General features: G+C 71.1%; 26 protein-coding genes. 5 read left to right on the top strand and 21 right to left on the bottom strand.

All coding sequences use genetic code 11. From position 1 onward, the window contains the following. Nucleotides 1–2 precede the first annotated feature (2 nt). From ACZ6WN_RS00995 to ACZ6WN_RS00975, 5 genes are all read right to left on the bottom strand, one after another. Complete coding sequence (locus ACZ6WN_RS00995; RefSeq protein ID WP_465862111.1) at nt 3–1,709, bottom strand: cation:proton antiporter; 1,707 nt, start codon at nt 1,707–1,709, stop codon at nt 3–5. Between the two features lie 41 nt (nt 1,710–1,750). After that, entirely contained in the window at nt 1,751–2,359 is a 609-nt protein-coding gene (locus tag ACZ6WN_RS00990; RefSeq protein ID WP_465862110.1) for an MBL fold metallo-hydrolase, read from the bottom strand. Beyond that, complete coding sequence (locus ACZ6WN_RS00985; protein WP_465862109.1) at nt 2,359–3,459, bottom strand: S-(hydroxymethyl)mycothiol dehydrogenase; 1,101 nt, start codon at nt 3,457–3,459, stop codon at nt 2,359–2,361. Before ACZ6WN_RS00985 ends, ACZ6WN_RS00990 begins: the two co-directional genes overlap by 1 nt. 110 nt (nt 3,460–3,569) lie before the next feature. Next, a complete protein-coding gene (locus ACZ6WN_RS00980; RefSeq protein ID WP_465862107.1) occupies nt 3,570–4,592 on the bottom strand; it encodes a 2Fe-2S iron-sulfur cluster-binding protein in 1,023 nt (340 codons plus the stop codon). Nucleotides 4,593–4,595: 3 nt separating this feature from the next. Continuing rightward, a complete protein-coding gene (locus ACZ6WN_RS00975) occupies nt 4,596–5,816 on the bottom strand; it encodes a cytochrome P450 (RefSeq protein ID WP_465862106.1) in 1,221 nt (406 codons plus the stop codon). A gap of 143 nt (nt 5,817–5,959) precedes the next feature. Here ACZ6WN_RS00975 and ACZ6WN_RS00970 point away from each other — a divergent pair, with 143 nt between their 5' ends. After that, the gene (locus ACZ6WN_RS00970; RefSeq protein ID WP_465862105.1) at nt 5,960–6,898 is read left to right on the top strand and encodes a helix-turn-helix transcriptional regulator; all 939 of its coding nucleotides are present in this window, start codon (nt 5,960–5,962) and stop codon (nt 6,896–6,898) included. A 23-nt stretch (nt 6,899–6,921) separates the two neighbouring features. On the opposite strand, the gene ACZ6WN_RS00965 is transcribed toward ACZ6WN_RS00970, so the two are convergent. From ACZ6WN_RS00965 to exaC, 5 genes are read right to left on the bottom strand one after another with little or no spacing between them, the layout of a single operon-like run. Next, entirely contained in the window at nt 6,922–7,044 is a 123-nt protein-coding gene (locus ACZ6WN_RS00965; RefSeq protein ID WP_465862104.1) for a hypothetical protein, read from the bottom strand. Between the two features lie 23 nt (nt 7,045–7,067). Next, nucleotides 7,068–7,346, bottom strand: a complete 279-nt coding sequence (locus ACZ6WN_RS00960) for a hypothetical protein (protein WP_465862103.1) — start codon at nt 7,344–7,346, stop codon at nt 7,068–7,070. Between the two features lies 1 nt (nt 7,347). Further along, nucleotides 7,348–9,291 carry an acetate--CoA ligase gene (gene acs, locus ACZ6WN_RS00955; RefSeq protein ID WP_465862102.1) on the bottom strand — a complete coding sequence of 648 codons (1,944 nt, stop codon included), beginning with the start codon at nt 9,289–9,291 and terminating at the stop codon, nt 7,348–7,350. After that, nucleotides 9,266–9,676 carry a DUF779 domain-containing protein gene (locus ACZ6WN_RS00950; protein ID WP_465862101.1) on the bottom strand — a complete coding sequence of 137 codons (411 nt, stop codon included), beginning with the start codon at nt 9,674–9,676 and terminating at the stop codon, nt 9,266–9,268. Before ACZ6WN_RS00950 ends, acs begins: the two co-directional genes overlap by 26 nt. Then, on the bottom strand, nt 9,676–11,199 hold the full coding sequence (gene exaC / locus ACZ6WN_RS00945) for an acetaldehyde dehydrogenase ExaC (RefSeq protein WP_465862100.1): 1,524 nt from the start codon (nt 11,197–11,199) through the stop codon (nt 9,676–9,678). Before exaC ends, ACZ6WN_RS00950 begins: the two co-directional genes overlap by 1 nt. 157 nt (nt 11,200–11,356) lie before the next feature. Here exaC and ACZ6WN_RS00940 point away from each other — a divergent pair, with 157 nt between their 5' ends. Genes ACZ6WN_RS00940 through ACZ6WN_RS00925 form a run of 4 tightly spaced genes read left to right on the top strand, consistent with a single transcriptional unit; the run spans nt 11,357 to nt 15,890 of the window. Further along, on the top strand, nt 11,357–12,568 hold the full coding sequence (locus ACZ6WN_RS00940; RefSeq protein WP_465862098.1) for a helix-turn-helix domain-containing protein: 1,212 nt from the start codon (nt 11,357–11,359) through the stop codon (nt 12,566–12,568). A 1-nt stretch (nt 12,569) separates the two neighbouring features. Beyond that, a complete protein-coding gene (locus tag ACZ6WN_RS00935) occupies nt 12,570–13,814 on the top strand; it encodes an iron-containing alcohol dehydrogenase (RefSeq protein WP_465862097.1) in 1,245 nt (414 codons plus the stop codon). Further along, complete coding sequence (locus tag ACZ6WN_RS00930; RefSeq protein ID WP_465862096.1) at nt 13,811–15,187, top strand: MadS family sensor histidine kinase; 1,377 nt, start codon at nt 13,811–13,813, stop codon at nt 15,185–15,187. Before ACZ6WN_RS00935 ends, ACZ6WN_RS00930 begins: the two co-directional genes overlap by 4 nt. Nucleotides 15,188–15,206: 19 nt before the next feature. Continuing rightward, entirely contained in the window at nt 15,207–15,890 is a 684-nt protein-coding gene (locus ACZ6WN_RS00925; protein ID WP_465862095.1) for a MadR family response regulator transcription factor, read from the top strand. A 25-nt stretch (nt 15,891–15,915) separates the two neighbouring features. Here the strand turns inward: ACZ6WN_RS00925 and ACZ6WN_RS00920 are convergent, their stop codons facing one another. From ACZ6WN_RS00920 to mftA, 11 genes are all read right to left on the bottom strand, one after another. Then, on the bottom strand, nt 15,916–16,518 hold the full coding sequence (locus ACZ6WN_RS00920; RefSeq protein ID WP_465862093.1) for an acetate uptake transporter: 603 nt from the start codon (nt 16,516–16,518) through the stop codon (nt 15,916–15,918). A gap of 242 nt (nt 16,519–16,760) precedes the next feature. Continuing rightward, nucleotides 16,761–17,681: a mycofactocin oligosaccharide methyltransferase MftM gene (gene mftM, locus ACZ6WN_RS00915; RefSeq protein ID WP_465862092.1), complete on the bottom strand. Its 921-nt coding sequence runs from the start codon at nt 17,679–17,681 to the stop codon at nt 16,761–16,763. Then, nucleotides 17,678–19,198, bottom strand: coding sequence for a VWA domain-containing protein (locus ACZ6WN_RS00910; RefSeq protein WP_465862091.1), 1,521 nt, complete (start codon nt 19,196–19,198; stop codon nt 17,678–17,680). The genes mftM and ACZ6WN_RS00910 overlap by 4 nt, the downstream gene beginning before the upstream one ends. Before the next feature lie 19 nt (nt 19,199–19,217). Next, nucleotides 19,218–20,405: an AAA family ATPase gene (locus tag ACZ6WN_RS00905; RefSeq protein WP_465862090.1), complete on the bottom strand. Its 1,188-nt coding sequence runs from the start codon at nt 20,403–20,405 to the stop codon at nt 19,218–19,220. Between the two features lie 86 nt (nt 20,406–20,491). Then, the gene (gene mdo / locus ACZ6WN_RS00900) at nt 20,492–21,784 is read right to left on the bottom strand and encodes an NDMA-dependent methanol dehydrogenase (RefSeq protein WP_465862088.1); all 1,293 of its coding nucleotides are present in this window, start codon (nt 21,782–21,784) and stop codon (nt 20,492–20,494) included. A gap of 102 nt (nt 21,785–21,886) precedes the next feature. After that, nucleotides 21,887–23,293: a mycofactocin biosynthesis glycosyltransferase MftF gene (gene mftF / locus ACZ6WN_RS00895; RefSeq protein WP_465862087.1), complete on the bottom strand. Its 1,407-nt coding sequence runs from the start codon at nt 23,291–23,293 to the stop codon at nt 21,887–21,889. Beyond that, entirely contained in the window at nt 23,290–23,985 is a 696-nt protein-coding gene (gene mftE / locus ACZ6WN_RS00890; protein ID WP_465862086.1) for a mycofactocin biosynthesis peptidyl-dipeptidase MftE, read from the bottom strand. The genes mftF and mftE overlap by 4 nt, the downstream gene beginning before the upstream one ends. Then, nucleotides 23,969–25,171, bottom strand: coding sequence for a pre-mycofactocin synthase MftD (mftD, locus tag ACZ6WN_RS00885; RefSeq protein ID WP_465862085.1), 1,203 nt, complete (start codon nt 25,169–25,171; stop codon nt 23,969–23,971). Before mftD ends, mftE begins: the two co-directional genes overlap by 17 nt. Next, a complete protein-coding gene (mftC, locus tag ACZ6WN_RS00880; RefSeq protein WP_465862084.1) occupies nt 25,168–26,400 on the bottom strand; it encodes a mycofactocin radical SAM maturase in 1,233 nt (410 codons plus the stop codon). Before mftC ends, mftD begins: the two co-directional genes overlap by 4 nt. After that, on the bottom strand, nt 26,397–26,681 hold the full coding sequence (gene mftB, locus ACZ6WN_RS00875; protein ID WP_465862083.1) for a mycofactocin biosynthesis chaperone MftB: 285 nt from the start codon (nt 26,679–26,681) through the stop codon (nt 26,397–26,399). The genes mftC and mftB overlap by 4 nt, the downstream gene beginning before the upstream one ends. After that, a complete protein-coding gene (gene mftA / locus ACZ6WN_RS00870) occupies nt 26,681–26,785 on the bottom strand; it encodes a mycofactocin precursor MftA (protein WP_465862082.1) in 105 nt (34 codons plus the stop codon). The genes mftB and mftA overlap by 1 nt, the downstream gene beginning before the upstream one ends. Nucleotides 26,786–26,795 lie beyond the last annotated feature (10 nt).

The raw sequence follows: 26,795 nt of genomic DNA, 5'->3' as shown, positions 1-26,795 counted from the left end.
ACTCAGGTCATGTCGAGGCGCTTCTCCATGTCGTCGAGGATCGACTCGACCCTCGCGTAGGTGTGCGAGCTGTAGGCGCCGATGCTGCGCTCGACGGCGAGCGCCTCGCGCATCGCGTCGAGGTAGCGCAGCTGCAGGATCATCGTCTGCTCCAGCGTCGCCGGCCGCAGTCTCGGCGTCTCGCGTACGCCCGCGAGCACCCGCGGGAGGATCCTGTCCTTGAGCTTGGTCACCAGCTTCGGGTCGATCGGCTCGCCGTCGATGGTCTGCGACTCCAGCGGTCCGAGGGTGTCGACGGCCGAGTCGCCGATCTGACGCAGCAGCGCGAGGAACGCGTCGTGCCTGTCCTTGGCGCTCTCCGGCGAGAATCCCATCCGGCGGATCACGGCCGGGAGCGTGAGGCCGAAGAGCACGAGGGTGATGAGGGCGACCAGGAAGGCGGCGAGCACGACCGTCGCCCGGTGGGAGGTGCCGGCCGGGATGGTCTGCGCGGCGGCGACCGTGACGACCCCGCGCATTCCCGCCCAGCCGATGGTGAGGAACCCGCGCTTGGTGATCGGCTCGCGCTCCTCGAAGTCGATGTCCGCCCGGCCCCGGGCCAGCCGTCGCCGGGCCGCGCTGATCCGGGCGTCCTCCCGGTCGTCGGCAGGGGTCAGCGAGTCGAGCTTCTCCTCGAACTGGTCCAGGCGGGTGCGTACGTCCTCCTTGCTCTCCTCCATGTCCCGGAGCGCGGGACCGGCGAGGCCGGCGAACCGGAGCACGACCAGCAGACCGACGATGACCAGGACGAGCCCGGCCATCTCGCCCGGCGTGGTCTCGCCCTGCGCGGCATCGACGAAGTCGGGCAGCTGGTAGCCCATCGCCAGGAAGACGCCGCTCTCCAGGATGAAGTTGAACGTGGTCCAGGTCGTGGCCTGGGTCTGCCGGTCGCGGGCGCTGAACCGGCGGCTGCCGAGGGCGCCGGTCACCAGGCCGGCGATGACCACGGCGAGGACTCCGGAAGCGTTCAGCTCCTCGGCCGGGAAGTAGGCGATGAACGGCACCGCGAACGAGATCGTCGTGTTGAGCACCGGGTCGTCGAGCCGCTGCCGGAGCAGCACGGTGAGCCAGCCGACGAGGCCGCCGATCACGAGCGCGCCCAGCACGGCCCACCCGAACTCCAGGGCCGTACGTCCCAGCGAGAACGAGCTGGCCGCCGCGATCCCCGCGACGGCCGTCCGGAGGACGACGAGGGCGGAGGCGTCGTTGACCAGGCTCTCCCCCTCCAGCACGGTCATCACCCTCGGCGGCAGCCCGACCCGGCGGCCGATCGCCGTCGCCGCGACCGCGTCGGTGGGGCTGACGACCGCTCCGAGCGCAACCGCGAGCGGGAACGAGATCTCCGGGAACAGCCAGTGCACGACCGCCCCGATCACGACCGCCGAGACGATCACCATCACGACCGAGAGCCAGCTGATCAGCCGCAGGTTGCGCCGGAAGTCGATCACCGGCAGGTTGACCGCGGAGGAGTAGAGCAGCGGCGGCAGCACGCCCGCCAGGATCAGCTCCGGATCGAGCTCGATCATCGGCGCCCCGGGCAGATAGCTCGCCCCCATCCCGAGCCCCACGAGCAGCAGCGGCGCCGCCACCCCCGTACGCCGCGCGAACACCGACGCCGCGATCATGATCGCCAGCGCCGCCCCGACGATCAGCATTAACCGATGGTCCACGTTCGGGAGTCTATGTTCCGGTGGGCCCGAGTCTTCGGCGATCAACCCAGCGCGGCGGCCTCCGCGGCGATCGTGGTGTCCTCGCCGTGACCGGTATGGACGACGGTGTCGCCGGGAAGGGCGAACAGCTTGGCCCGGATGGAGGCCTCGATCGTGGGCCGGTCGCTGTAGGAGCGCCCGGTCGCGCCGGGTCCGCCCTGGAAGAGGGTGTCTCCGGTGAAGACACACCCCAGGTCGGGCGCCCAGAGGCAGACCGCACCCGGCGCGTGGCCCGGCGTGTGCAGGACCGTCAGCGCCGTGTCGCCGATCTCGATCACCTGCCCGTCGGAGAGGTCTGCGTCCCAGAGCTCGTCGGTGTGGGTGAGCTCCCACAGCGGCCTGTCGTCGGGGTGGAGCAGGATCGGCGCCCGGACGGCCTCGCGCAACGCCGGTGCGACGCGTACGTGGTCGTCGTGGGCGTGCGTGCACACGATCGCCTTCACGCGGCGGTCACCGACGACCGCGAGGATGTCCTCGACCGAGTGCGGGGCATCGATGACCAGGCACTCCCGGTCGTCGCCGACCACCCACAGGTTGTTGTCGACCTGGTGGGTCTCGCCGTCGAGGCTGAAGGTGCCGCTCGTGATCGCGTGATCGATGCGTACGTCCATCACAGCACCACCACCGAGCGCAGTACCCCACCGCGATACATCTTCTCGAAGGCCGCCTCGATGTCCTCGATCCCGATCTCCTCGCTGACGAAGGCGTCGAGGTCGAGACGACCCTGCTGGTAGAGGTCGACGAGCATCGGGAAGTCGCGGCTGGGGAGGCAGTCGCCGTACCAGCTGGACTTGAGCGCGCCGCCGCGGCCGAAGACGTCGATCAGCGGGAGGTCGGGGACCTTCATGTCCGGGGTGGGCACCCCGACGAGGACGACGGTGCCGGCCAGGTCACGGGCGTAGAAGGCCTGCTTCCAGGTCTCGGGGCGGCCGACGGCCTCGACGACGATGTCGGCCCCCTCGGCACCGTCGTACGTCTCCGAGCAGATCCGCCGGATCTCCTCCACCGGGTCCGTCTCGGAGGAGTCCACGGTGTGCGTGGCGCCCATGGCCGCGGCGCGCTCGAGCTTCTGGGGATCGATGTCGACGGCGATGATCGGGCTCGAACCGGCCAGGGCCGCGCCGGCGATCGCCGCCACGCCCACGCCTCCGCACCCGATGACGGCGACCGACCTGCCGCGGGTCGCACCACCGGTGTTGATGGCCGCGCCGAGCCCGGCCATCACGCCGCAGCCCAGCAGCCCGACCGCCGCCGGCCGGGCGTTCGGGTCGACCTTCGTGCACTGACCGGCGGCGACCAGCGTCTTCTCGGCGAAGGCGCCGATACCCAGCGCCGGAGACAGCTCGGTGCCGTCCTCGAGGGTCATCTTCTGGGTCGCGTTGAAGGTGGCGAAGCAGTACTGCGGCTCGCCCCGGTTGCACGCCCGGCAGCTGCCGCAGACCGCGCGCCAGTTGAGCACCACGAAGTCGCCCGGCGCCACCCCGGTGACGTCGGGACCGACCGCCTCGACCACGCCGGCGGCCTCGTGGCCCAGCAGGAACGGGAAGTCGTCGTTGATCCCGCCCTCGCGGTAGTGCAGGTCGGTGTGGCACACCCCGCACGACTGGATCTTCACCACCGCCTCACCCGGTCCGGGATCGGGCACGTTGATCGTCACCAGCTCCACCGGAGCTCCCTTCGCGCGGGCGATGACGGCCTTGACCTGCTGCATTTCTCTCCTCTCGAGGCACCGGAGGCATCCGGTCGCTCGGGCCCTATCCTGGGGGTTCGTGATATATCTCGGCAAGGGCCGATCTCGGTGTCCGGGGGTTGCCCCGCGGCTCAGGCGCCCGGCCCGCGCCCGTCGGCCGGCTCGAACTTCTCCCGGTGGATCAGCCGAGGTGCCATCCGGCGCCGCTTGAACGCCTTGACCCCGGCCTCCACCAGCGCCGGCGAGCCGCAGAGCCAACCCGACCAGCCCCGCGCGCTCGCGATGTCCTCGACGAACGCGTCGGGGGCGTAGCCGTCGCGATGACCCGGCACGGACTCCCGGGAGAGCACGGTGACGAAGCTGAAGCCCCGATAGCGGATCGTCAGCTCCTCCAGACGGTCGACGTCGTAGAGGTCCGCCTCGGTGCGTACGCCGTGATAGAGCGCGATCAGCCGCTTGGGATGGCGTTCCAGCGCCGTGCGGGCGATGCCGATCAGCGGCGCCAGCCCGGTGCCCCCACCGATGAGCACCATCGGCTCGCCCTCGTCCTTCTCCGGGTCGGGGGCGTGGAAGTCACCGAGCGGGCCACGCACCTCGACCCGGTCGCCGACCGCCACCGGCCCGAAGAGCCAGTCGCTGGCCACACCACCGGGGACGCGGCGTACGTGGAGCTCGAGGACCTTGTCCTCCTCGGCGGTGTTGGCGAGGGAGTACGGCCGGCGCTCGGCGGTGCCGGGGACGAGGAGCTCGACGTACTGGCCCGCCGAGAACGCCAGCGGCTCCTCGAGTCCGAGCAGGATCCGCCGGGTGTCCCGGGCGATGTCCTCGACCCCGACGACGGTGGCGGTGAGGTCGCGCAGCACGTGGGTCGTACGCCCCATCTCCGAGCCACGCAGCGCGACCTCGGTCTCTCCGAGCGGCCGGGCCTGGCAGGCCAGCGCCAGGCCACCGGCACGCTCGTCCGCGGTCAACGTCTCCAGCGGCGACCCGACGTGGTCGACCTCGCCGCGCACGACCTGCAGCTTGCAGGTGCCACAGGTGCCCTGGTTGCAGGAGTTCGGCATCCAGACGCCGGCCCGCAGGAGCGCCTCCAGGATCGACTGGTCACCGGCGCACTCGACGCGGCGGCCGGCGACGCTGATCGCGGCGGACATGGCTCAGACCTCCCAGGTGCAGTGCAGGCTGGTCGGGCCGCGGAATCCCCAGCCCCAGAACTCGACGCCCTCGTCGGTGTCGCGCTCCAGGTTGGGGATCGCCTCGAAGAGCTCCTCGAGCCCGATCCGCATCACCTGGTTGGCGTAGTAGATGCCCGCGCAGGCGTGGTTGCCGGCGCCGAAGGCGAGGTGCGGCAGCGGCGGTCGGTGCAGGTCGTACTCGGTGGGCGCGTCGTACTTGCCGGTGTCGTGGTTGGCCGAGCCGTAGGAGAGGATCACCGGGGTGCCGGCGGGCAGGTCCACACCGGCGACGGTGACCGGCTTGGTGCTGATCCGGGCGGTCGCCGACCAGATCGGGGAGGTCCAGCGCATGCCCTCGGAGATGGCTCGCGGCAGCAGCGACGGGTCGTCGACGACCTCCTCCAGCTGCTCGGGACGGCTGAAGAGCCCCACCAGCGTGGAGGCCATGCCGTGGCCGGGCTCCTGCATCGCGCCGAGCAGGTAGACGTAGATCGTGGGGTAGATGTACTCGCGGGCACGGGTCTTTCCCGGCGGCATGCCGTCGTGGAGCCAGTGGGAGATCGCGGTGTTCTCGGGGTGCTCGATCCAGTGGTCGATCAGCGGGTCGACGACCTCCTGGATCTCCGCCCTGGCCTCGTCACCCGGGGTGAACCCCTCGGGGTTGGTGAACTCCCCGTTCTCGTCGACCGCGGCGTTGGTGAACGACACGTTCAGCTTGTGGAACCACTCGCGGAGCTTGTCGGAGGAGACCGACTGCAGCCCGAGCAGGTCGCCGAGCGAGCGGACGGAGACGGGCTCGCAGAACTCGCCGACGAGCTCGGCACGGCCGCGGTCCTCGAACTGCTCGACGTACTTGCGGGCGATCGGGCGCACCAGGTCGTCGACCCAGCTGTCGACCTCGATCGGCTGCAGCTGCGGCTCGACCATGCCGCGCAGGTCGGCGTGGATGTCGCCGTTGACGCCGATGATCGCGGGGTGACCGAATGTGCGGCCTCCGGCCGGCGTGATCACGGCCTCGAAGTCGGGGCTGGTCGCCACCTCGCGGCACACCTCGGCGGTCGAGGCGACGTAGGAGCCGAGGACCGGGACGAAGGCGAGCGGTGCCTCACGACGGAGGCGTTCGTAGGTCGGGTAGGGATTCCGCTCGAGGTCGCTCATCGTCACGTCGTCGAGCCAGGTCAGGTCCTGCTGTGCGGTCGTCATCGGGTGCTCCTCAGAAGGTGGACGGATCGACACTGGGAGGTCGAAGTTAGGTCCGTCACAGCCCCGGGGCGACACGGAATGCGCGCTCTCGGCACCGGATGCGCGACCTGTTTGTGACTGACGTCTCAGGTAGACTCCGCGACATGTCCGGTCGCCGGCGCGTCGCCCCACGGGACTGGGGGCAGGCCTCCAACGTGGTCGCCCAGGCGTATTTCCCCCACGAGCTGACGCTGCTCGGCGGGACCCGCGAGCCTCGGCTCACGCTGCGCACCCTCGACCTCGGGCCGGTGCTGATCGGGCACGTCGGCTGGGGTGCCGATGTGGCGGTCGACTGCGACTACCCCGGGGCGTTCGAGGTGAACATGCCGATCACGGGGCATCTCGAGAGCCGGGGAAGGTTCGGGGAGATCACCTCGGTGACCGGCCAGGGCACGGTCTTCCGCCCCGACACCCCCTCGCTGATCAGCCACTGGGATGCCACCTGCACGGTGCTCGGCGTCAAGTTCGACAGCTCCTGGCTGGAGGTGGAGGCCGAACGCGTCCTCGGCACCGACCGGGTCAACGTACGCACCCTGCTGCCCGAGCAGATGTCGATCGAGCACGGTCGCGCGCGGGCGTGGCACCACCTGGTCACCAGCCTGGCCACCAACCTGCACGACCCTGACCTCTTCGCCGACAGCGAGCTCGTCCGCCGCCAGCTCGCCGGCGCGGTGGCGGTCGGCCTGATCGAGGCGTGCTCTCCCGACGGCGGCGTACGGCCCGCGGCACAGCCACGGATGATCCGGGCCGTCGTCGAGGCCCTGCACGACGACCCGGCCCGGGCCTGGACCGCAGCGGACATGGCATCCCTCGCCGGCACCAGCGTGCGGCGGCTGCAGGAGGGGTTCCAGCGCTGGGTCGGTCAGTCACCCACGCAGTACCTGCTCGACATCAGGCTCCAGCGGGCCCATGCCGACCTGGCCGGCAACCCGGCGCTCGCCATCGGCGACGTCGCCGCGCGCTGGGGCTTCTCGTCCGCCAGCCGGTTCGCGGCGGCGCACCGCCGGCGCTACGGCAACGCGCCGTCCGAGGTCAGGGACTGACCCCGGCGCGGGCGTCGTCGACTTCAGCCCAGCAGCTGTGCCAGCACCTGCAACCAGCGCGGCCCCGGCAGCACGCCCTCGCGCGTGTGCAGCCCGAGCTCATGGAACACCTCAGGGCAGCCGCAGGTGCGGATCTCGGCCTTCATGATTCGTCCTCCTCCTCGCGGGGTCACTTGGTGGTCAGGATTCCCGACACGGTGCGGGTCGGGCGGGCCGCGGCGGAGCAGTCGGCGCACCACCGGCGGACGTCGTCGGACCGCAGGTGCCAGAACGCGTGCCATCCCTGGGCGCGCTCACCGCAGAGGGTCACCTGGGTGCCGATCCGCTTGAGATGAGCCTCGCCCCACGGCCCGGGAACCCTTGTTCCCGCAGGCTGGCGGTGCCTGGACACGATGATCCAGCTACGTCCGATCGTCCGGGGATCGACGCCGGTGGCGGGCCCAGCCATCTCATCCCTCCGCGATCAGCGCCATGACGCTCGGATCGCTCAGCGTGGTGGTGTCGCCGACGTCTCGGCCCTCGGCGACGTCGCGCAGGAGGCGGCGCATGATCTTGCCGGACCGCGTCTTGGGCAGCTCCGGGACGATCGTGACCTGCCGCGGCTTCGCGATCGACCCGATCTCCTTGGCGACATGGCTGCGCAGCTCCTGGACCAGCGCGTCGCCGGTGTTGCCGTCCCCGGAGCGCAGGATCACGTAGGCGAAGACCGCCTGGCCGGTGGTCTCGTCGGCAGCGCCGACGACGGCGGCCTCGGCGACCCGCGGGTGGGAGACCAGGGCGGACTCGATCTCGCTCGTGGATAGGCGGTGGCCGGACACGTTCATCACGTCGTCGACGCGTCCCAGGACCCAGATGTCGCCGTCCTCGTCCTTCTTGGCGCCGTCGCCGGCGAAGTAGTAGCCGAGGTCCGCGAAGCGCGTCCAGTACGTCTCGACGTAGCGGTCGTCGTCCTGCCACAACGTACGCAGCATGGCCGGCCACGGCTGGGTGAGGACCAGGTAGCCGCTCGACCCGTTCGGCACCGAGCGGCCCTCCTCGTCGACGACGTCGGCGCCGATGCCGGGCAACGGCCGCATCGCCGAGCCGGGCTTGCCGGCGGTGACCCCGGGGAGGGGGCTGATCATCATCTGCCCGGTCTCGGTCTGCCACCAGGTGTCGACGACGGGGCAGCGGTCGCCGCCGATGACGCTGCGGTACCAGAGGTACGCCTCGGGGTTGATCGGCTCGCCGACCGACCCGAGGATCCGCAGCGAGCTGAGGTCGTAGGTGTCCGGGATCTCGCGTCCCCACTTCATGAACGTCCGGATCGCCGTCGGGGCGGTGTAGAAGAGGGTCACGCCGTACTGCTCGATGATCTCCCACCAGCGACCCCGGTGCGGGCTGTCGGGGGTGCCCTCGTAGAGCACCTGGGTGACGCCGTTGGCGAGCGGGCCGTAGACGATGTAGCTGTGTCCGGTGACCCAGCCGATGTCGGCGGTGCACCAGTAGACGTCCGTGTCCGGCTCGAGGTCGAACACCGCATGGTGGGTGTAGGCCGCGCCGGTCAGATAGCCGCCGGTGGTGTGCAGGATGCCCTTGGGCTTCCCGGTCGTGCCCGAGGAGTACATGACGTAGAGCGGGTGCTCGGCGTCGAACGCCTCGGGCGTGTGCTCGGGCGAGGCGCTGTCGACGACGTCGTGCCACCACAGGTCGGTGGCGTCGTCGAAGGGCACGTACTCCCCGGTGCGGCGCACCACGAGGACGTGGTCGACCGGGCTCTGGCTGCCCAGCCGTGCCAGGGCGGCGTCGACGGCCGGCTTCAGCGGCGACGGAGCCCCGCGCCGGTAGCCGCCGTCGGAGGTGATGACCAGCTTGGCCCGGCAGTCCTCGATCCTGGAGGCGAGGGCCTCGGCCGAGAACCCGCCGAAGACCACGGTGTGGGTGGCTCCGATCCGGGCGCAGGCCAGCATCGCGACGATGGCCTCGGGGATCATCGGCAGGTAGATCGCGACCAGGTCGCCGCTGCCCACTCCGAGGCTCGTCAGTGCGTTGGCGGCTCGGGACACCTCGTCCTTGAGCTCGGCGTAGGTGATGTCCCGGGTGTCACCGGGCTCGCCGACGAAGTGGAAGGCCACCTTGTCACCACGGCCGGCCTCGACGTGCCGGTCGACGCAGTTGTACGCCGCGTTGAGCTTCCCGTCCGCGAACCACCTCGCGTGCGGTGCCCGGGACCAGTCCAGCACCTCGGTGAACGGCTCGGCCCAGGTCAGCCGCTCGGCCTGCTCGGCCCAGAAGCCTTCGAGGTCGGACTCGGCACGGGCGTACGCCTCGGCGGTGACGTTGGCAGCCGCGGCCAGCTCGGCCGGCGGCTCGAAGCGGGTCGGACGGTCAGTGCTGAGCAGTTTCTCGGTCAAGGCGCTGTGCCTCCTCGTCTGTGAACAGTCGCGATCGGATCAGGAAGCGCACGCCCTCGGGCGCCTCGAGGGAGAACCCGGCGCCGCGGCCGGGGACGACGTCGATGGTGAGATGGGTGTGCGACCAGTACTCGAACTGCGAGCGCGACATCCAGACCGGCACCTGATCGTCCAGCCCGATGTCGAGGTCGCCCAGGTGGATGTCGGCGTCGCCGAGCAGGAAGTCGCCGCTCGGGTAGCACATCGGGGCAGAGCCGTCGCAGCATCCGCCGGACTGGTGGAACATGACCGGCCCGTGGATACCGACGAGACGGCGGAGCAGGTCCGCCGCCTCGTCGGTCACGGCGACCCGCGCCGGAAGGGAGGGGGCGTGGGTCGCGCTCATCAGAAGAACCCGAGGGCGTCGGGGCTGTAGCTGACGAGCAGGTTCTTGGTCTGCTGGTAGTGGTCCAGCATCATCTTGTGGGTCTCGCGACCGATGCCGGACTGCTTGTAGCCGCCGAAGGCCGCGTGGGCCGGGTAGGCGTGGTAGCAGTTGGTCCAGACCCGGCCAGCCTGGATCTCCTTGCCGGCCCGGAAGGCCTGCGACCCGTCACGCGACCAGACCCCGGCACCGAGGCCGTACAGGGTGTCGTTGGCGATCTTGAGACCGTCCGCCTCGTCGTCGAAGCCGGTCAGCGAGACCACCGGTCCGAAGATCTCCTCCTGGAAGATCCGCATCGAGTTGTCGCCCTCGAAGACGGTCGGCTGCACGTAGTAGCCCTCGGCGAGGTCGCCCTCGAGGATGCTCCGCTCGCCACCGGTGAGGACCTTGGCACCCTCGTCCTTGCCGATCTCGATGTAGGACAGGATCTTCTCGAGCTGGTCGTTGCTGGCCTGCGCGCCGATCATCGTGGTGTCGTCGAGCGGGTTGCCCTGCTTGATCTTCTCGACCCGGGCGATCGCGTCGCCGACGAAGTCGGAGTACATCGAGCGCTGGACCAGCGCGCGCGAGGGGCAGGTGCAGATCTCGCCCTGGTTGAGGGCGAACATGGTGAAGCCCTCCAGCGCCTTGTCGTAGAAGGCGTCCTTCTCCGCGGCGACGGAGTCGAAGAAGATGTTCGGGCTCTTGCCGCCGAGCTCCAGGGTCACCGGGATGATGTTCTGGCTGGCGTACTGCATGATCAGCCGGCCGGTGGTGGTCTCGCCGGTGAAGGCGACCTTGGCGACGCGCGGCGAGGAGGCGAGCGGCTTGCCGGCCTCGACACCGAAGCCGTTGACGACGTTGAGCACGCCGGCGGGCAGCAGGTCGCCGATCAGCTCGACGACCTTGAGGATCGACCACGGGGTCTGCTCGGCGGGCTTGAGCACGACCGCGTTGCCGGCGGCCAGGGCGGGGGCGAGCTTCCAGACGGCCATCAGGATCGGGAAGTTCCACGGGATGATCTGGCCGACGACGCCCAGCGGCTCGTGGAAGTGGTACGCCACGGTGTTCTCGTCGATCTCGCCGATGGTGCCCTCCTGGGCACGCAGCACACCGCCGAAGTAGCGGAAGTGGTCGATGGCGAGCGGGATGTCGGCGGCCAGCGTCTCGCGGACCGGCTTGCCGTTCTCCCAGGTCTCGGCGACGGCGATCGCGGTGAGGTTCTCCTCCATCACGTCGGCGATCTTGAGCAGGATGTTGGACCGCTCCGTGGTCGAGGTCTTCCCCCAGGCCGGAGCAGCAGCATGTGCGGCGTCCAGGGCGGCCTCGATGTCCTCGGCCGTGCCCCGGGCGATCTCGGTGAACGGCTTGCCGTTCACCGGCGAGATGTTCTCGAAGTAGGCGCCCTTGACCGGGTCGACCCAGTCGCCGCCGATGTAGTGGCCGTAGCGACCCTGGACGGTGACCAGCGAGTCGGGCTGGCCGGGAGCTGTGTATACGGTCATCGGGATTTCTCCTACACGTAGTTCAGGCATTGGGGCGTGATCGTGGTCACAGACGCTAGGAACGGCGAGGTTGCAGCAACGTTGCGGTCACCGCAGTCGATGGATGCAACGTGAATGCAACCTTCAAATGTGACCCTCATCACTTGAGGAGGTCCGGATGAACGAGACGAAGCAGAGCCCTTCCATGCGTGCAGCCGTGGCGGACTCGTGGCACCGGTCCGCGGCCGCCGGGGTGACCGCGGACGACACGTCCGCGCCGATCACGCTCGCCGAGGACCAGCTCCACGACGTACGTGCCGCCCACCCGCTGGCTCGCGTGTTCCCACTTCTCGACGACGTGCTCGGGCAGGCGGCGCGCGACTGCGACGCGATCATGGCCGTCTCGGACGAGGCCGGTCAGCTGCTCTGGGTGTGCGGTGCCTCGACGGCGCTCCGGCGCGCGGAGCGGATCGGCTTCGTCGAGGGGAGCAACTGGGACGAGCGCCTCGCCGGCACGAACGCGCCCGGGCTCGCGCTCCGGCTCGACCGGCCGACCAGCGTCGTCGCCGCCGAGCACTTCCGGCGCTCGGTCCAGCAGTGGAGCTGCGCCGCGACGCCGATCCACGACCCGGGCGACTCCCGCCTCCTCGGTGTCCTCGACATCACCGGCGGTGACTCCATCGTCGTACCCCAGACGATGGCGATGGTGCGCGCCGCCGCGAGGCTCGCGGAGTCCGAGCTCGCCCGCGAGCAGCTGCTGCCGAGGCCGCCCGAGACCCGGCCGGGCTGGGCGCGCATCGCCGTCGAGACCCTGGGCCGCCAGGACCTGCTGCTCTCGATCGACGACGGCCGTGGCCACCGCGCCCAGCTGCGGCTCTCCCCTCGCCACAGCGAGATCTTCCTGCTCCTCGCCAGCGCCCCGCGCGGGCTCTCCGGCGACGAGCTCGCCGTCCTGCTGTACGAGGACGACGGCGGCTCCTCGACGCTCCGCGCCGAGCTGAACCGGCTGCGCAACCTGCTCGGGGAGGAGTTCCTCGCCTCCCGGCCCTACCGGCTCACGACCGAGGTGACCGGTGACTGGCTGGGCGTGGAGGCACGGCTGGCGGTGGGCGACGTCGCGGGCGCGCTCCGCTGCTACCGCGGCCCGATCCTGCCGCGCTCGGTCGCGCCGGGCGTGGTCCGGCTCCGCGAGACGCTGGCGCAGCAGCTGCGCGCGGCGGTGCTGCAGTCGGGTCAGCCCGACCTGGTCTCGACGTGGACCCGGTCGGCGTGGGGCGCCGACGACTACGAGATGTGGCTCCGCCTCCGGACCCTGCTGCCGTCCGGCTCCCCGTTGCTGGCCCTCGCCGACGGCCAGATCGCCCGCCTGGACCGCGAGGTCGGTCTCTGAGATGACGGCTGGAGTGGCGCCGACGACGGCGGTGATGGCTCGCGACCGGGAGACGGCTCCTCGGCAGGAGCAGGTCCCGACGCCCTCTGCTCCGCCGGACCAGGTGGTGAAGTTCCAGGCTCCCGAGGTCGTCTTCGGCCACAACGCGCTCGAGGAGGCGGGCTACGCGGCCGCCCGGCTCGGGGCCCGGCGACCGTTCGTGGTCACTGACCCCGGCATCGTCGAGGCCGGCTGGGTCGACGAGCTGCTCCGGCTGCTCCGGGCCGAGGGGCTCGTCCCGGTGCTGTGGACCGGTGTCACACCGAACCCCAAGGACCACGAGGTACGCCGCGCCTACGAGCGCTACGTCGAGGCCGAGGCCGACGTCATCGTCGCCATCGGCGGCGGCTCCTGCATGGATGCGGCGAAGGGCGTCGCGGTGCTCTCGGGCAACGGCGGCGACATCCTCGACTACGCCGGGATCGACCAGATCGCCCGGCCGATCCCGCCGATGCTGATGATCCCGAGCACCTCGGGGACCGGGGCCGACGTGTCCCAGTTCTGCATCGTCACCGACACCGACCGCCGGGTGAAGATCACGATCATGGGCCGGGCGCTGGTCCCGGACGTCTCCATCACCGACCCGCGGCTGCTGACCACGATGCCGGAGGCGCTCAACGCCGCCACCGGCCTGGACGCGCTGACCCACGGCATCGAGTCGTACGTCTCGCTGGCGCACAACCCGCTGGCCGACGGGCACGCGATGAGCTCGGTCGCGCTCGTCTGCCGGCATCTGCGCTCGACCGTCACCGATCCGACCGCGATGGAGCACCGCGCGATGATGGCGCAGGCGAGCCTGCAGGCAGGTCTGGCGTTCACCAACGCGATCCTCGGCGCGACCCATGCGATGAGCCATCAGGTCGGCGGGCTGCTCGACGCCCCGCACGGCGTGGTGAACGGGGTCCTGCTGCCGCACGTGATCCGCTACAACGCGCGCTCGGTCCCCGAACGTTTCGTCGGCCTGGCCCGAGCCGCCGGCCTGCCGGTCGACGGGGTTCCGGGGGACGTCGCGGCCGAGATGCTCGCCGACCACGTGCGGCGCCTGGCCGACGACGTCGGCGTACCCCGCCGGCTGCGAGACCTGGGGGTGACCGACACCGACCTCGACACCCTGTCGGTGACCACCCTCGACGACGCCTGCCTGACGACGAACCCGCGACCCGCGAGCCGCGCCGAGATCCACGCGCTCTTCCGGGAAGCCCTATGAGCGCCGGTCCGGCACCCGATCTGGCGGCGCTCACCGGCGTACGTTCCGGCAAGCGGTCCTACTACCGCGCCTTCCTGCGCTCCGACGAGCGCATGCAGCAGGCCGTACGCGCCATGGACTCGATCTCGCGCGCCCTGGTGCGCACCGTGGAGGGTCCGCGAGCGCTCCTGGAGGAGGTCGCCCGCGCCGCGGCGGTGCACCTCGCAGCCGAGTGGACGATCCTGGCCCTGGCCGACGGCCATCTGCCCGGAGCCAGACCGCGGTTCATCGTCGTCGGCCACGACGGACGGGTGGTCGGCGACGAGGAGGAGCTCCCCGGCGTCGTACGCCGCGAGCTCGGCGCGATCCGGGCCGGACATGCCACCGGGGCGCCCGGGCCGGCGCGCTGGGTGCGGGTGCCGATGACGCTGGAGAGCGTCATGATCGGCAGCCTGGTCGGCCTCCACGGGCTCGCCGACGACCCCGAGCCCGGGGACCTGTCGGTGCTGCGGATCCTGGCCAACGAGGCCGCCGTGGCGCTGCACACCTCCGAGCAGTACCAGGCCGGGCTCGCCCAGCATCGCCGCGCCCAGCGGCTCTACGACGAGGTCGGTGCCCGGGAGCGGGACCTCGAGCAGCGGACCCGCGAGCTGCGCCAGGCCGAGGAACGGCTGCTGGTGGCCCACCAGCGCGAGCTGGTCGACCACGAGCGCCACCGCATCGCACGAGAGCTCCACGACAGCGTCACCCAGTTCGTGCTCTCGGCAGGGATGTCGGTCGAGGTCGCGCGGGGCGAGACGGAGGACCTGGGACCGGCCGGCGCGCGGATCGCCGAGCTCCTCGGCACCGCCAAGCAGCTCACCCAGGACGCCGTGGAGCAGCTCCGCCGGGCGATCTACGCGCTCCACCAGCCCCACCGTGACACGGTCTCCTCGCTGCCCGAGCTGCTGCACGAGGTCGCCGAGCACCACCGTCCCCACCTGGACGTCTCGGTGCGGGTGGAGGGCGAGGTGTGCCCGATGCCGGCGGAGGCCAAGCACGACATCGCCCGCGCGGTCGGGGAGGCGCTCTTCAACGTGGCGATCCACGCCGAGGCGTCCCAGGCGGTGCTGAGGCTCCGCTACCGCAAGCACGAGCTCTACGTCGGGGTCGCCGACGACGGCCGTGGGGATCCGGGCCTGCTCGCCCGGAAGCTGCGGCTCGAGCGCGGCGCCTCGATCGACGGCCGGCACCGTGGCCTGGCGAACATCGAGACCCGGATCAGCGAGCTCGGCGGCACGGTCGCGTTCCGGCGCTCGCACCTCGGCGGTGTCCGGGTGGAGCTCCGGGTGCCGCTGCCAGTCGTGGACCGCGGCCGGGGAACGATCTGCGGGCTCATCGAGGACCCGCAGTAGCCGCTTCGAGGAGGAACCCATGAACACGCTCAGCCCACCGCAGGCGGCCCCCGCCCAGGCCACGGCCGGCATCGACGTGCTGCTGGTCGATGATCACGCGATCGTCCGGCAGGGGCTGCGGTCGATCCTCGAGCGCGAGCCGGGCCTCCGGGTCGTCGCGGAGGCGGCGACGGCCGCCGAGGCGCTGGCCCGGGTCAACAGCGCCCGCCCCGACATCGTGCTGCTCGACCTGAAGCTCTCCTCGTCCTCGGACGCCGAGGGTCTCGAGCTGTGCGCCGCGCTGACCCAGCGGCACCCGGAGGCGCTGATCCTCGTGCTGACGACGTTTCTGGACGAGCAGCTGGTGATGCAGGCGATCCGCGCCGGTGCCCGCGGCTACGTCGTCAAGGACGTCGACACCACCGGCCTCGTCCGGGCGATCCGCGACGTCGCGAGCGGCGGCAGCGCCTTCGACGCGCGCTCCGCGGCGGCGATGATCCGGGGCGTGAACATGCCGGTGACCAGCGACGACTCCGAGCTCACCACGCGCGAGCTCGAGGTCCTGGAGCTGCTCGCGCACGGGCTCTCGAACCGTGCGATCGGCCACCGGCTCTACATCTCCGACACCACCGCGAAGTTCCATGTGGGCAACATCCTGCGGAAGCTGGGCGTCAGCCGCCGGGCCGAGGCGGTGTACGAGGCGTCCAAGATGGGACTCCTCTGACCGACGGCCCGGCGGCCGAGCGGGATCACGGCACCGGCAGGACCGTGCGGTCCCAGGTCGTGTTCACGATGATCGCGGCCGAGGCGTAGAGCGCCACCAGGGCGTCCAGGATCAGCACGTAGCCTGCGGTCCGGCCGAGAGCGGCGCTGCCGAGGAACGACCCGAAGGCCGCCAGGTAGAAGACCCCGGCCAGGAGCACGAAGATCACGATCGTGGTGGTGTTGGTGCGCAGCGCGGCCAGCAGCATGTAGGTGGTGAACAGCGCCCAGGCCAGCAGGAACATCCCGGTGATCGCGGCGCCATCGGCGGTCACCATCGGGCCGTAGAACTGCACGAGCAGGGCATAGGAGAGCCAGAACCCGGCGTACGCGGTGAACACCAGGGCCGGGAACGTCTCGCCGCGCCGGAAGTGGACCAGGCCGGCCACCAGCTCGGTCGCGAAGCCGAGCGCCAGCGCGAGGGGCAGGACCGCCGGCAGCGCTGCCGCGTCCACGATCCCCGACATCACGGTGGCCAGGACGAGCGCCGAGATCCCGAAGCTGGCCAGGCCGAGCGGGAACGGGTCGCCCCACGTCGTCGGTGCGGCGCCGTGCGTGGTGGGTACTGCCTCGATGGCTGTGTTCGTCATCAGTTCCTCCAAGGGTCAACCGTCGTCCGGGCTGGGCTACGGTCCTCACAACGTAGTGACGTACGACACACCGACAGACCCACCGAGCGGGCGGTCGTACACCTGCCCGCGGACAGGCCGTGGACCCGGGTGCGTGCGGCCGACGGACAGGTCGGACCGGCCTCTGACCAGGCCTGACGCGGCACCGCGCGGAGGCCGGACGATGCGCGTCGCCGACGGACAGGTCGACCGGGGAGGAACGATCAGCGGTCGGTGGCGATGACGAGCCAGCCACCGTGGTGCTCGAGGACCCGGTGGGGGTGCCCCGAGGCCTCGCCCCAGGCGGCGAGGTCGTCCAGCGAGACGGTCCGGACGTGTCCCCAGGTCTCGTCGGGCTCGTCCTCGAGGGGTACGGCGATCACCACCCGGCGGCGCGCCACCCGGATCGCCTCGGCGACCGCCCGGTCGCCGAGGCTCGGCTCGATGTGCTCGAGGAGGTGGATCAGCAGCACGTTGTCGGCGGCCCCGTCCCGCCACGGCAGCCGCGTCGCGTCGGCCGCTCGCGTGGCCAGCGGCACCTCCAGCCGGGCCGCCGCGGCGCGCAGCAGCGCGACGGTGCCGGCGGAGAGGTCGGAGGCGGTGACCTCCCGGCCGGCCGCGGCCAGCCGTAGCGAGAGGAACCCGAAGCAGCAGCCCACCTCGAGGACGGAGCCGGCTGCCAGCTGCTGCTCGACGAAGCGGTAGACCGGGGCGTACTCGGCGACGGTCCCGTGAGCAGCGGCGGCCGGACCGGGCCGGCCCAACGCCACCTCCACGTGCCGCAGCGTGTTGCGGTAGAATGCGGCCCACGCCTGCTCCGGGTCGGGGGCGCTGCTGACCACGATCCCGGTGAAGAGCCGCTCGAACAGGTCCGGGCCGCGCAGCCAGCCGGGCTGGAAGAGCTCCTCGGCCAGCAGACCGGAGAGGTCGTCGTCGATCTGGTCCGTACGCAGGCAGTGGACCAGATGGACCTGGTGGCCCTCACGGTGCACGTCGAAGTGGCGGGTGCGGATCGTCCCCAGATGGCGCCGCGGGCGCGGGCCCTGCCAGGCCCGGACGCTGACGAGCTCGTCGCGGTAGACCCCGGCCTCGGGGCCGGGTCGCAACGCGTCGATCACGGCCGGCTCGCCGAGCGGCGTGGTCATCGACCGACCGACATCGTCTGGGTGACGTTGTCCAGCCCGCGCAGGTTCCGCACCACCTGGACCTTGTCGCACCATTCCGCGTACTCCGGCAGGTCGCAGCCGCCGAGCGCCCAGGAGTAGCGCGGCTCCGGGGTGAGCCAGATCGTCGAGCGGGCGCGGCGGGTGAGCTCCTCGAAGGCGGCGAAGCCGGGATCCTTGCCGTTGCCGCGACCGTCGCCGAGGATCACCAGCGTGGTCCGCCGGTTCACGGCCGAGCCGAACTGCTCGAGGAACTGCTCGAACGAGGAGCCGTAGTCCGAGTCGGCATCGACGTCGAGCACCCCGCCGGCCGGCAGCCCGGACAGCACCAAGGACAGCGCGTCCTCGATCCGGTGCTCGGCGAACAGGTCGGTGATCTCGACCAGGTCCTTCACGAACGCGAAGGACCGGACGGAGGTGGCCACCGACTGCAGGCTGTGCAGCAGGTGCAGCGTGAAGCGGGCGGTGGAGCGTACGGACAGTGAGACGTCGCAGAGCACCAGCAGCCGGGGCCGGTCGTGCGCCTTGGCGACGGTGACCGGCCGGAACGGCACGCCGTCGTACTTCATGTTGGCGCGCATCGTCCGGCGGCCGTCGACGACGCCGCGGGCGGCCACCGTACGCCGCGGGCGCGGAGCGCCGTGGAGCTTCCTGAGCAGCCGGCGCAGCGACTCCTCCAGCGCGGCGCGGTCGTGCTCGGCGACGGTCTCGGCCTGCGCCGCCCGGATCTCCCGCGACTCGATCTCGCGCTCCATGCTCATCAGCCGCTCGAGGTGGTCCCGGATCCGCTCGGGGAGGGTCGCGAGCCACGGGGCCAGCGCCTTGCGCAGCTCCGCGAGGCCGTCCTCGTCGTCGACGGCGCTCTCGGGGTCACGCTCCTCGAGCCAGCTCAGCAGGGCGATCTCCTCCTGCACGGACAGCTCGGTGTCGAGCTGCATCCCGGCCTCGCGGATGAGCTCACCGGGGTTGCCGGGGTTGTGCATCCGGCTGGTCGAGAGCTGGACCCGCGCGGCCTCGCCGGGGCTGGACTTCGGGTCGTTGGAGAGGACGATCTCGTCGGTGAGCGCGGCGATGTCGATCTTGTTGGCCTCCTGGTGGAGGTTGTAGCGCTGCGCCATGTCCTCGGGCTTGAAGTACTCCTTGATGTCGTCCGGCTTGCCGTGGCTGTGCCCGTCCTCCGGCACCTCGCCGGGCTCCTCGGAGAGCGTGAAGTCGGTCAGCTGCCCGTCGTCGGAGAGGTCGTCGTGGGTGTGCCCGTGCTCGTCCTCCTCCTCGACGACCGGCCGCAGCCCGAAGAACCGGTCGAAGACCAGGTCGAACGTGTCCAGGTCGCGGCGGTCCTTGACCAGGCTCGCGGTCAGGGCCGCGCGGAGCACGTCGCGCCGCTCGAGCACCCCGGGCTGGGCGACCGCGTGCATCGCGTCGATCACCTCGGCGGTGCTCACGCGTACGCCGTAGAGCCGGAGCAGCCGGATGAACCGGTGCAGTGCGGTCTCCATGTCGGGCCTCGATCCCCGCTCAGACCGGACGCTTGCGGGCCGAGGGGAACGCCCGGCTGCCCTGGCTCGTCGACACCGCCGGTGCCGTACGCGGCCCGGTGCCGCCGGCGCCGCCGTAGTAGCCCGCGTTGTGCCGGCCGGGCTGGTCCTTCGCCCTCCGCTCGGCGCGGCCGTCGACGTCGTCCTCGACACGGTCCTCGGCTGCGTGAGAGTGGCCATGGCCGTGCCCGTGACCGTGCCCATGGCCGTGCAGGTGGTCGGGCACCTCGGCATTCGGGTCGACGAGCCGTGGCAATGCCTCCATGACCCGCTTCAGATCACGCTCGTACTTCACGACCACGTTGAGCGTCGTGGAGAGCACGTCGGCGGTGAGCTCCTCGACGCCGAGCACCGCCAGCGTCCGAGCCCAGTCGACGGTCTCGGAGATGCTGGGCGCCTTGCGCAGCTCGAGCTCGCGGATGCCGCGGACGATGTCGACCAGCCGCGCCGCGAGGGAGTCGGCGAGGCCGGTCTCCTTGGACCGGATGATCTCCAGCTCACGGGCCGCGTCGGGGTAGTCGAGGAAGAGGTGCAGGCAGCGGCGCTTGAGCGCGGCGGAGAGGTCGCGGGTGTTGTTCGAGGTCAGCACGACGTACGGCATGGTCTTGGCGGTCACCGTGCCGATCTCGGGGATGGAGATCTGGAACTCCGCGAGCAGCTCGAGCAGCACCGCCTCCAGGGCCTCGTCGGCCCGGTCGACCTCGTCGATGAGCAGCACGACCGGGGTGTCGGAGTCGATCGCCTCGAGCAGCGGCCGGGCGGCCAGGAAGCGCTGGGAGAAGAACACCGAGTCCTGCTTGGCGATCCGCTCGACGGCCTCGTTCAGGTCGGCGGCGTCCTCGACGACCTGGCCGATCTTCTCGCGCAGGATCTGGGTGTAGAGGAGCTGCTTGCCGTAGTCCCACTCGTAGAGCGCCTTGGTCTCGTCCTGGCCCTCGTAGCACTGCAGCCGGATCAGGCGGCGCCCGGTCGCGGTGGCGAGGCTCTCGGCCAGCTGGGTCTTGCCGACGCCCGCCGGGCCCTCGAGCAGGACCGGCTTCTCCAGCCGCGTCTGCAGGAAGACCGTGGTGGCGAGCCGGTCGTCGGCGAGGTAGCCGCACGCCGCCAGCTGGGCGCGGGTGTCCTCGACGTCGGTGAAGCCCTGGGTCGGTTCGGTGGTGGTCGACACGTGCACTCCTCGAGGTGGTGGGTCGGGCGAGGTGGCGGGTCCGGCTGGTGATCTCAGCGGGCCGGACCCGCCACAGGGGGAGACGATCAGCCGAGCAGGTCGTCCAGGTCGCCGTTGAGGCAGTGGTCGACCACCGGACGTACGGTCTCGAACGTGCACTCCTTGGCGTTGCCGGGCGTGCACGCGTCGCCGAGGACGTGGTTGGTGATCCGGTCGACGTCTGCGGCGTCGCCGAGGATCGTCGGGGCGTTCTCGTAGTAGGCGGTCGGCCCCTGGCCGAGCCGGTTCTTCGAGTACGTGTCCTTCGTGACGTCCACGAATCGCTCGGTGATGCCGACGTCGCGCAGCAGCCGGATCGCCGCGGCGAGCGCCGCGTCGGCGGCCTGCACGTCGGTCATGCCGTGGGTGTCGACGCCCATCGCACGGGCGATGTCGGCGAACCGCTTGTAGTGCGTGGGCATGTTGAACGCCCACACCCGCGGCAGCGCGATCGCGTTGTTGAGGCCGTGGTGGGTGTCGTAGAACGCACTGATGGCGTGGCTGATCGAGTGGATGATGCCGAGGCCGCCGGAGTTGAACGCCTGGGCGGCGATGTACTGGGCGTACATCATCCCCTCGCGGCCGCCGAGGTCCTGACCGTTCCAGACCGCCTGCCGCAGGTTCTCCGAGGTCAGCTTGATCGCGTGCAGCGCGTTGCCGAGCGAGGGCTGGAAGTTGATCCGGGAGACGTACGGCTCGCTGGCGTGCGCCAGGACGTCGAAGCCGCACTGCGCGGTGTAGTCGACCGGGCAGTCGTAGTAGAGCACCGGGTCGTCGATCGCCAGGCTGGCGACCGAGGCGTCGTCGAAGGCGACGTACTTGTGCGGGTTGTCGGGGTCGGTGGTGGTGTCGGTGATGACGTATGCCCAGGACGTCTCGGACCCGGTGCCGGCCGTCGTCGAGACGGCGATGTGCGGCGGGTTCTTCGGGTTCTCGGACATGTTGAAGCCCTCGAACTCGTTGACGTTGCGGCCGTCATGGGCGACCGATATGCGCGCGCCCTTGCAGGCGTCGTGCGACGAGCCGCCGCCGATGGAGACGAACGAGTCGCACTCGTTCTCCTGGTAGAGCTTCACCGAGTCCATGACGTTGTAGTCCTTGGGGTTGGACTCGACCTTGTCGTACACGACGACCTCGAGGCCGTGGTACTTCATCGACTCGACGATCTTGGTGACGATGTCCGTGCCGCGCAGGCCGGACGTCATCACCAGGGTCTTGCGGAAGCCCATCTTGAGGGCCTCGGGCCCGATCATCTCGTGAGCGCCGGGGCCCATGAGGGCACGGGGGAAGGGGTGGAACTCCTTGATCGGGAAGGGCTTGAGTAGTTCGTCGACCTGCATGGCAAACCTCCGTTGGTGGTGTGACGCTCAGCACACTAGGTACGCCGACAGAGCCGCGAACAGGCGAGGAACGGGAAACAGCCCGGCCCGGGAGGGGCCTACCTACCCGTTGGGAGAGGTGCCTCCCTGGCCGGTCTTCTGGCCAGGTCGGCGCGGCAGCAGACAGGTCACCGAACGGGCTCTCAGAGCGCCGGCCCAGAGGCCCGCGCCGTACGCCATGTCGTCGAGCCTCCGGGCCAGCGGGCGGTAGCGCGTGCCGGGGTTGTCGACCCGGGCGACGACCACGTCGATGACCAGGGAGGCGGCCAGCGCACGCCGGACCAGCGCGCTGCGCGGGGCCAGGAGCAGGGTCAGCGGCCACCAGTGGCGCAGCAGCAGCGCGGCCTCCTGGCGGACCGTCCAGCCGAGTCCCTGGGCGCAGAGCCGGACCGCGAGCCGGTCCCGTCCGGGCGTCTCCGGCAGGCGTCGTCGCAGCGAGATCGTGCCGTAGACGATGCCCGCGGCGGCGACCGGGAGCGACCACCGGCGGTGCACCATCAGCGCGGCCGCGGTGGCCGCCATGCTCGCCGTCATCACCGCCGGGGCGCCCTTACGGCCATGTCTCACGGCGAGGTCGGCGCCGCCGGTGCCGTAGAGGTACTTGCGGCCCAGCCAGCCGCGGACCGTGGTGCGGGTGTCGTGCCAGGCCACCTGCTCCGGGTCGTAGCGGACCACCTCGCCGGCCTCGACCAGCCGCCAGACCAGGTCGACGTCCTCGCCCACCCGCATCGACTCCTCGAACCCCGCGCCGAGCCGGTCGGTACGCCCCACCAGGCAGGCGCTGGGCAGCCAGCCCACCGCGGCCCCGGGACGTACGACGCAGGCCCGGGTGCCGAGGGCAAGGGAGGAGTCGTCCTCGTCGAAGCGCTCGAACCACCGCGGCGACCGGCTCCGGGCACGGCTGCGGACCAGCGGCGCGACCAGCGCGACGCGGCTGTCGGCGAAGTGGCGGGAGAGGTTGCGGAGCGTGCTCGCCGCGACCGTGACGTCGGAGTCGACGAAGGCGACGTACGGGGTGCGCACCGCCCGCAGGCCGGCGTTACGGGCACCGGCGGGCCCGAGGTTCTCCGGCAGTTGCAGGAGGTGGGCACCGTGGCGGCGGGCGACCGCCGCGACCGCATCGGGGTCGTGGGAGGCGTCGTCGACGACGATGCGATGGAGGCCGCCCAACGAGGAGAGGGCGCGGTCGAGCTGGTCGGGCCGGTCACGCACCGGGATCACCACCGTGAGCTCGCCCGGATCCACCCCCTCACCACGGAGCACGGGATCGGCCAGGTTGCCATCGACGAGTCTCGCGGCGAGCGCGTCGGTCGCCGCGTCGACCACGGTGATCTCGCCGTCCTCGAGCAGTCGCAGCGCGGCGTCGGTGAGCCGCACGGCCCGCAGCGGCGACCCACCGACCAGCAGGCGTCGGTCGATGCGGCGTACGTCCTCGCGGACTCGGGCCCGGAAGCCGATCGGGTATCTCACCCCACTGCCACGCCGCCGGGAGCCAGGACGTCCAGGGTGGTCTGCTCGATCATCATGGTCAGTGCATCGGCTCCTTCCGCCGCCGTGGCACCGGTCGGGTCGCCGAGCACGCCGTTGGCGGAGACCGCCTCGACCCCGCCCGCGCGCATGAGCGGGAGGATCTCGGCGAGCGGCCGGGTGTCGCCGGGCTCGGCCAGATCCAGATGGACGGCGTCCGGGCGCAGGTGCAGCATCAGGGACGTCTCGGTGCGGCCCGCGTGCAGGTCGAACTCCTCGGTGCGGCAGGGCAGCCAGCAGGCGGACTGCCGCTCGAAGGCGAGCTGGTTGACCGCGCTGGTCAGCGCGGCCGCGTTGCCGCCGTGGCCGTTGACGAGCACGACCCGTTCGGCCCAGGTGCGGGCGGAACGGACCAGCTCGACGACGACCAGGTGCAGCGCATCGCTCCCGATCGACACGGTGCCGGCGAACGACTGGTGCTCGCCGCTGGAGCCGATCGCGATCGGCGGCGCCACCCAGCCGGGGACACCCTGCTCCGCGAGCCGCTCGGCCACGCCCTGGGTGACCGCGGTCGCGATGGTCGTGTCGGTGTCGAGGGGCAGGTGCGGCCCGTGCTGCTCCAATGAGCCGACGGGCACCAGCAGGACCGTACCCCGGTTCACCTGTGGCCAGGTGGCGTCACGGAGTGCGTACATGGAAGCCGTCCGGGACGAGCAGGTGCTCCGGCCGCAGCTCGGTGACCGACCCGACCGCGAGCCCGCGCAGCGCCGAGTCGATGCCGCCGCTGAGCACGTCGAGGACGTTCTCGACACCGGCCTGGCCGTTGGCCGCCAGCCCCCACAGGTAGGCCCGGCCGATCAGGACCGCCTTCGCCCCGAGCGCGAGCGCCTTGACGACGTCCGAGCCGCGGCGTACGCCTCCGTCCATCACCACGTCGACCTGGTCACCGACGCGGTCGGCGATCGGCTTGACCATCCGGATCGCGGCCGGAGTGCCGTCGAGGTTGTTCCCGCCGTGGTTGGAGACCGAGATGCCCGCGACCCCGGCATCGACCGCGCGGAGCGCGTCGTCGACCCGGCAGACGCCCTTGAGGACGAACGGGGTGCCACTGATCTGGTGCCACTGCTCGCGCATCCAGGCGACGTCCTCCCAGGTCGGCGGCGGGGTGGTCATCCACTCGTAGTAGGCACCGAAGAACGTCGGCGCGCTCCCGCCCGGCGGGGCGAGGTTCGGCGCGGTCAGGTCCGGGAAGGAGCCCGTACGCCCGAACTGCCACGCCCACCGCGGCCGGGTGGCCACCTGCGGTGACAGCCGCATCATCGTGCGCAGGTCGACCTTCTCCGGGATCTCCGGGCTGCCCCAGTCCCGGCCCATCGAGAAGGACCAGTCGAGGGTGGCGATCAGCCCCTGGGCGCCGGCGGCGTGCGCCCGCTGCATGCGCTGGACGATCGTCTCCCGGTCGCCGGTCCAGTACATCTGGAAGAACGTGGTCGCACCGGTCGCCGTCACCTCCTCCACCGACCGCGAGGCGAAGTTGGACAGCCCCATGATGGTGCCGCGGGCTGCGGCGGCCCGGGCGACCGCGACCTCGCCGTCGGGATCGACGGCCTGGACCCCGGTCGGGCTGATCAGGACCGGCAGCGGGACGGCGTGGCCGAAGACGGTGGTGCCCAGGTCGCGCTTGGCGTGCTGGCCGAGGACGTGGGGTGCCCAGCCGAGCTCGGCGAAGGCGGCCTGGTTGTCGGTCATGCTCTGGCCACGCTCGGAGCCGGCGACCAGGGCGCCGTAGACCGGCTTCGGCAACCGTCGCCGGGCTCGTTCCTGAGCCACCGCGACCGACTCGAACCAGGGGTTCCGCTTCCAGGGGTTCTCGAGCTTCACGACAGGTCACCTCCGGCGAGCGGGTCCTCGTTGCAGGCGGAGACGGGGCGCCGCCGGGTGGTGCCGAGGTTCAGCAGCACCGGTGCGTTGCGGCTGGCCTGGCTGCGCGAGTGGTCCTGGCTCGCCTGCGGAACGGACCGATCGCCGGCCAGCGCCGTCTCGCCGTAGCCCTGGACGCACTCCGGGTCCGGGCCGTCCAGCGGCAGCCCGGTGAAGAACTTGGCGGCCATGCAGCCGCCGCGGCAGGCGTCGAAGTGCTGGCACTTGGTGCAGGCGCCGCCGGTCTGCGGCGAGCGCAGCTCGGTGAACAGCTCCGAGGACTGCCAGACCTCCTGGAAGCCGCCCTCGCCGAGCAGGTTGCCCGCCAGGAACTGGTCGTGGATGGCGAACGGGCAGGCGTAGACGTCGCCGATCGGGTCGATCAGGCACACCACCCGCCCGGCGCCGCACAGGTTGAGGCCCGGGAGCGACTCGCCATAGGCGGCGAGGTGGAAGAAGGAGTCCCCGGTGAGGACGTCCTCGCCATGAGCCATCAGCCAGTCGTAGAGCTCACGCTGCTGCTCGGGGAGCGGGTGCAGCTCGTCCCAGACGTCCGCGCCGCGACCCGAGGGGCGCAGCCGGGTGAGGCGCAGGGTGGCGCCGTACTCGTCGGCGATCGCCTTGAAGTCGTCGAGCTGGCCGATGTTCTCCCGGGTGCAGACCACGGAGATCTTGGCGTCGGAGAAGCCGGCGTCGCGAAGGTTGCGCAGCGCGAGCAGGGCGGTGTCGTACGAGCCCGCTCCCCGGACGCGGTCGTTGACCTCCGCCGTCGCGCCGTCCAGCGAGATCTGTACGTCGACATAGTCCGTCGAGGCCAGGAACGCGGCCCGCTCCGGAGTGATCCGGAAGCCGTTGGTGGAGAACTTCACGCCGACCTGGTGGTCGACGGCGTACTCCACGAGCTCCCAGAAGTCGGGGCGGATCGTCGGCTCCCCGCCGCCGATGTTCACGTAGAAGATCTGCATGCGCTGCAGCTCGTCGATGACGGCCTTGCACTGCTCGGTGCTGAGCTCGCGCGGGTCGCGCCGGCCCGAGCTCGACAGGCAATGGGCACACTCGAGGTTGCAGGCGTACGTCAGCTCCCAGGTCAGGCAGATCGGGGCGTCGAGGCCGAACTCGAACTGCTCGACGAGGCTGCCGCCTGCGGGACGGCCCTGGGGAGTGGTGGGGCGTTCAGGTGCGATGGTCACGCTGCCTCCTGGTGACGGGGGCGGATCATGTCGGTCTCGGCGAGGGCGCGGAGCGCCGCTGCGTACGCGTCGTGCTGCTCCGGCGGGATGCCGGCGGCGTCGAGCGCGTTGCGGAGACAGGGGTGATGCTCGAGGAGCCGGACCACCTCGACCAGCTCCGGCCGCTTGAGGAAGGTCAGCTTCCGGTTGCCGAAGTGGTAGGCGAGCGCCCCGAAGGGCTCGGGACGCAGCGCCACCGAGGGCGAGAGTGTCCACGGCTCCTCGAGCATGCGGTCGGACATCAGTAGACGCCGCACATTCCGTCGATCGAGACCTCCTCGATGAGGTCCTCGGTGGCGACGTCGGCCGCGGCGTCGGCCGGGTTCGACTCGTTCTGGGGTTCCATCTGCTGCTCC

The organism is Nocardioides sp. NPDC054178, from assembly GCF_055585005.1.
Note: the sequence above shows the minus strand (reverse complement) of the source record. Positions and strands in the feature narration are given on the sequence as shown.

Coding starts and splice junctions, on each gene's coding strand:
- mftA (WP_465862082.1), bottom strand. CDS start 26,785: ATGGAACCCCAGAACGAGTCGAACCCGGCCGACGCCGCGGCCGACGTC.
- ACZ6WN_RS00950 (WP_465862101.1), bottom strand. CDS start 9,676: ATGAGCGCGACCCACGCCCCCTCCCTTCCGGCGCGGGTCGCCGTGACC.
- mftE (WP_465862086.1), bottom strand. CDS start 23,985: ATGTACGCACTCCGTGACGCCACCTGGCCACAGGTGAACCGGGGTACG.
- ACZ6WN_RS00920 (WP_465862093.1), bottom strand. CDS start 16,518: ATGACGAACACAGCCATCGAGGCAGTACCCACCACGCACGGCGCCGCA.
- ACZ6WN_RS00940 (WP_465862098.1), top strand. CDS start 11,357: ATGAACGAGACGAAGCAGAGCCCTTCCATGCGTGCAGCCGTGGCGGAC.
- ACZ6WN_RS00910 (WP_465862091.1), bottom strand. CDS start 19,198: ATGGAGACCGCACTGCACCGGTTCATCCGGCTGCTCCGGCTCTACGGC.
- mftB (WP_465862083.1), bottom strand. CDS start 26,681: ATGTCCGACCGCATGCTCGAGGAGCCGTGGACACTCTCGCCCTCGGTG.
- mftM (WP_465862092.1), bottom strand. CDS start 17,681: ATGACCACGCCGCTCGGCGAGCCGGCCGTGATCGACGCGTTGCGACCC.
- ACZ6WN_RS00930 (WP_465862096.1), top strand. CDS start 13,811: ATGAGCGCCGGTCCGGCACCCGATCTGGCGGCGCTCACCGGCGTACGT.
- ACZ6WN_RS00925 (WP_465862095.1), top strand. CDS start 15,207: ATGAACACGCTCAGCCCACCGCAGGCGGCCCCCGCCCAGGCCACGGCC.
- ACZ6WN_RS00965 (WP_465862104.1), bottom strand. CDS start 7,044: ATGAAGGCCGAGATCCGCACCTGCGGCTGCCCTGAGGTGTTCCATGAG.
- mdo (WP_465862088.1), bottom strand. CDS start 21,784: ATGCAGGTCGACGAACTACTCAAGCCCTTCCCGATCAAGGAGTTCCAC.
- ACZ6WN_RS00935 (WP_465862097.1), top strand. CDS start 12,570: ATGACGGCTGGAGTGGCGCCGACGACGGCGGTGATGGCTCGCGACCGG.
- ACZ6WN_RS00985 (WP_465862109.1), bottom strand. CDS start 3,459: ATGCAGCAGGTCAAGGCCGTCATCGCCCGCGCGAAGGGAGCTCCGGTG.
- ACZ6WN_RS00990 (WP_465862110.1), bottom strand. CDS start 2,359: ATGGACGTACGCATCGATCACGCGATCACGAGCGGCACCTTCAGCCTC.
- ACZ6WN_RS00960 (WP_465862103.1), bottom strand. CDS start 7,346: ATGGCTGGGCCCGCCACCGGCGTCGATCCCCGGACGATCGGACGTAGC.
- ACZ6WN_RS00970 (WP_465862105.1), top strand. CDS start 5,960: ATGTCCGGTCGCCGGCGCGTCGCCCCACGGGACTGGGGGCAGGCCTCC.
- ACZ6WN_RS00975 (WP_465862106.1), bottom strand. CDS start 5,816: ATGACGACCGCACAGCAGGACCTGACCTGGCTCGACGACGTGACGATG.
- ACZ6WN_RS00980 (WP_465862107.1), bottom strand. CDS start 4,592: ATGTCCGCCGCGATCAGCGTCGCCGGCCGCCGCGTCGAGTGCGCCGGT.
- exaC (WP_465862100.1), bottom strand. CDS start 11,199: ATGACCGTATACACAGCTCCCGGCCAGCCCGACTCGCTGGTCACCGTC.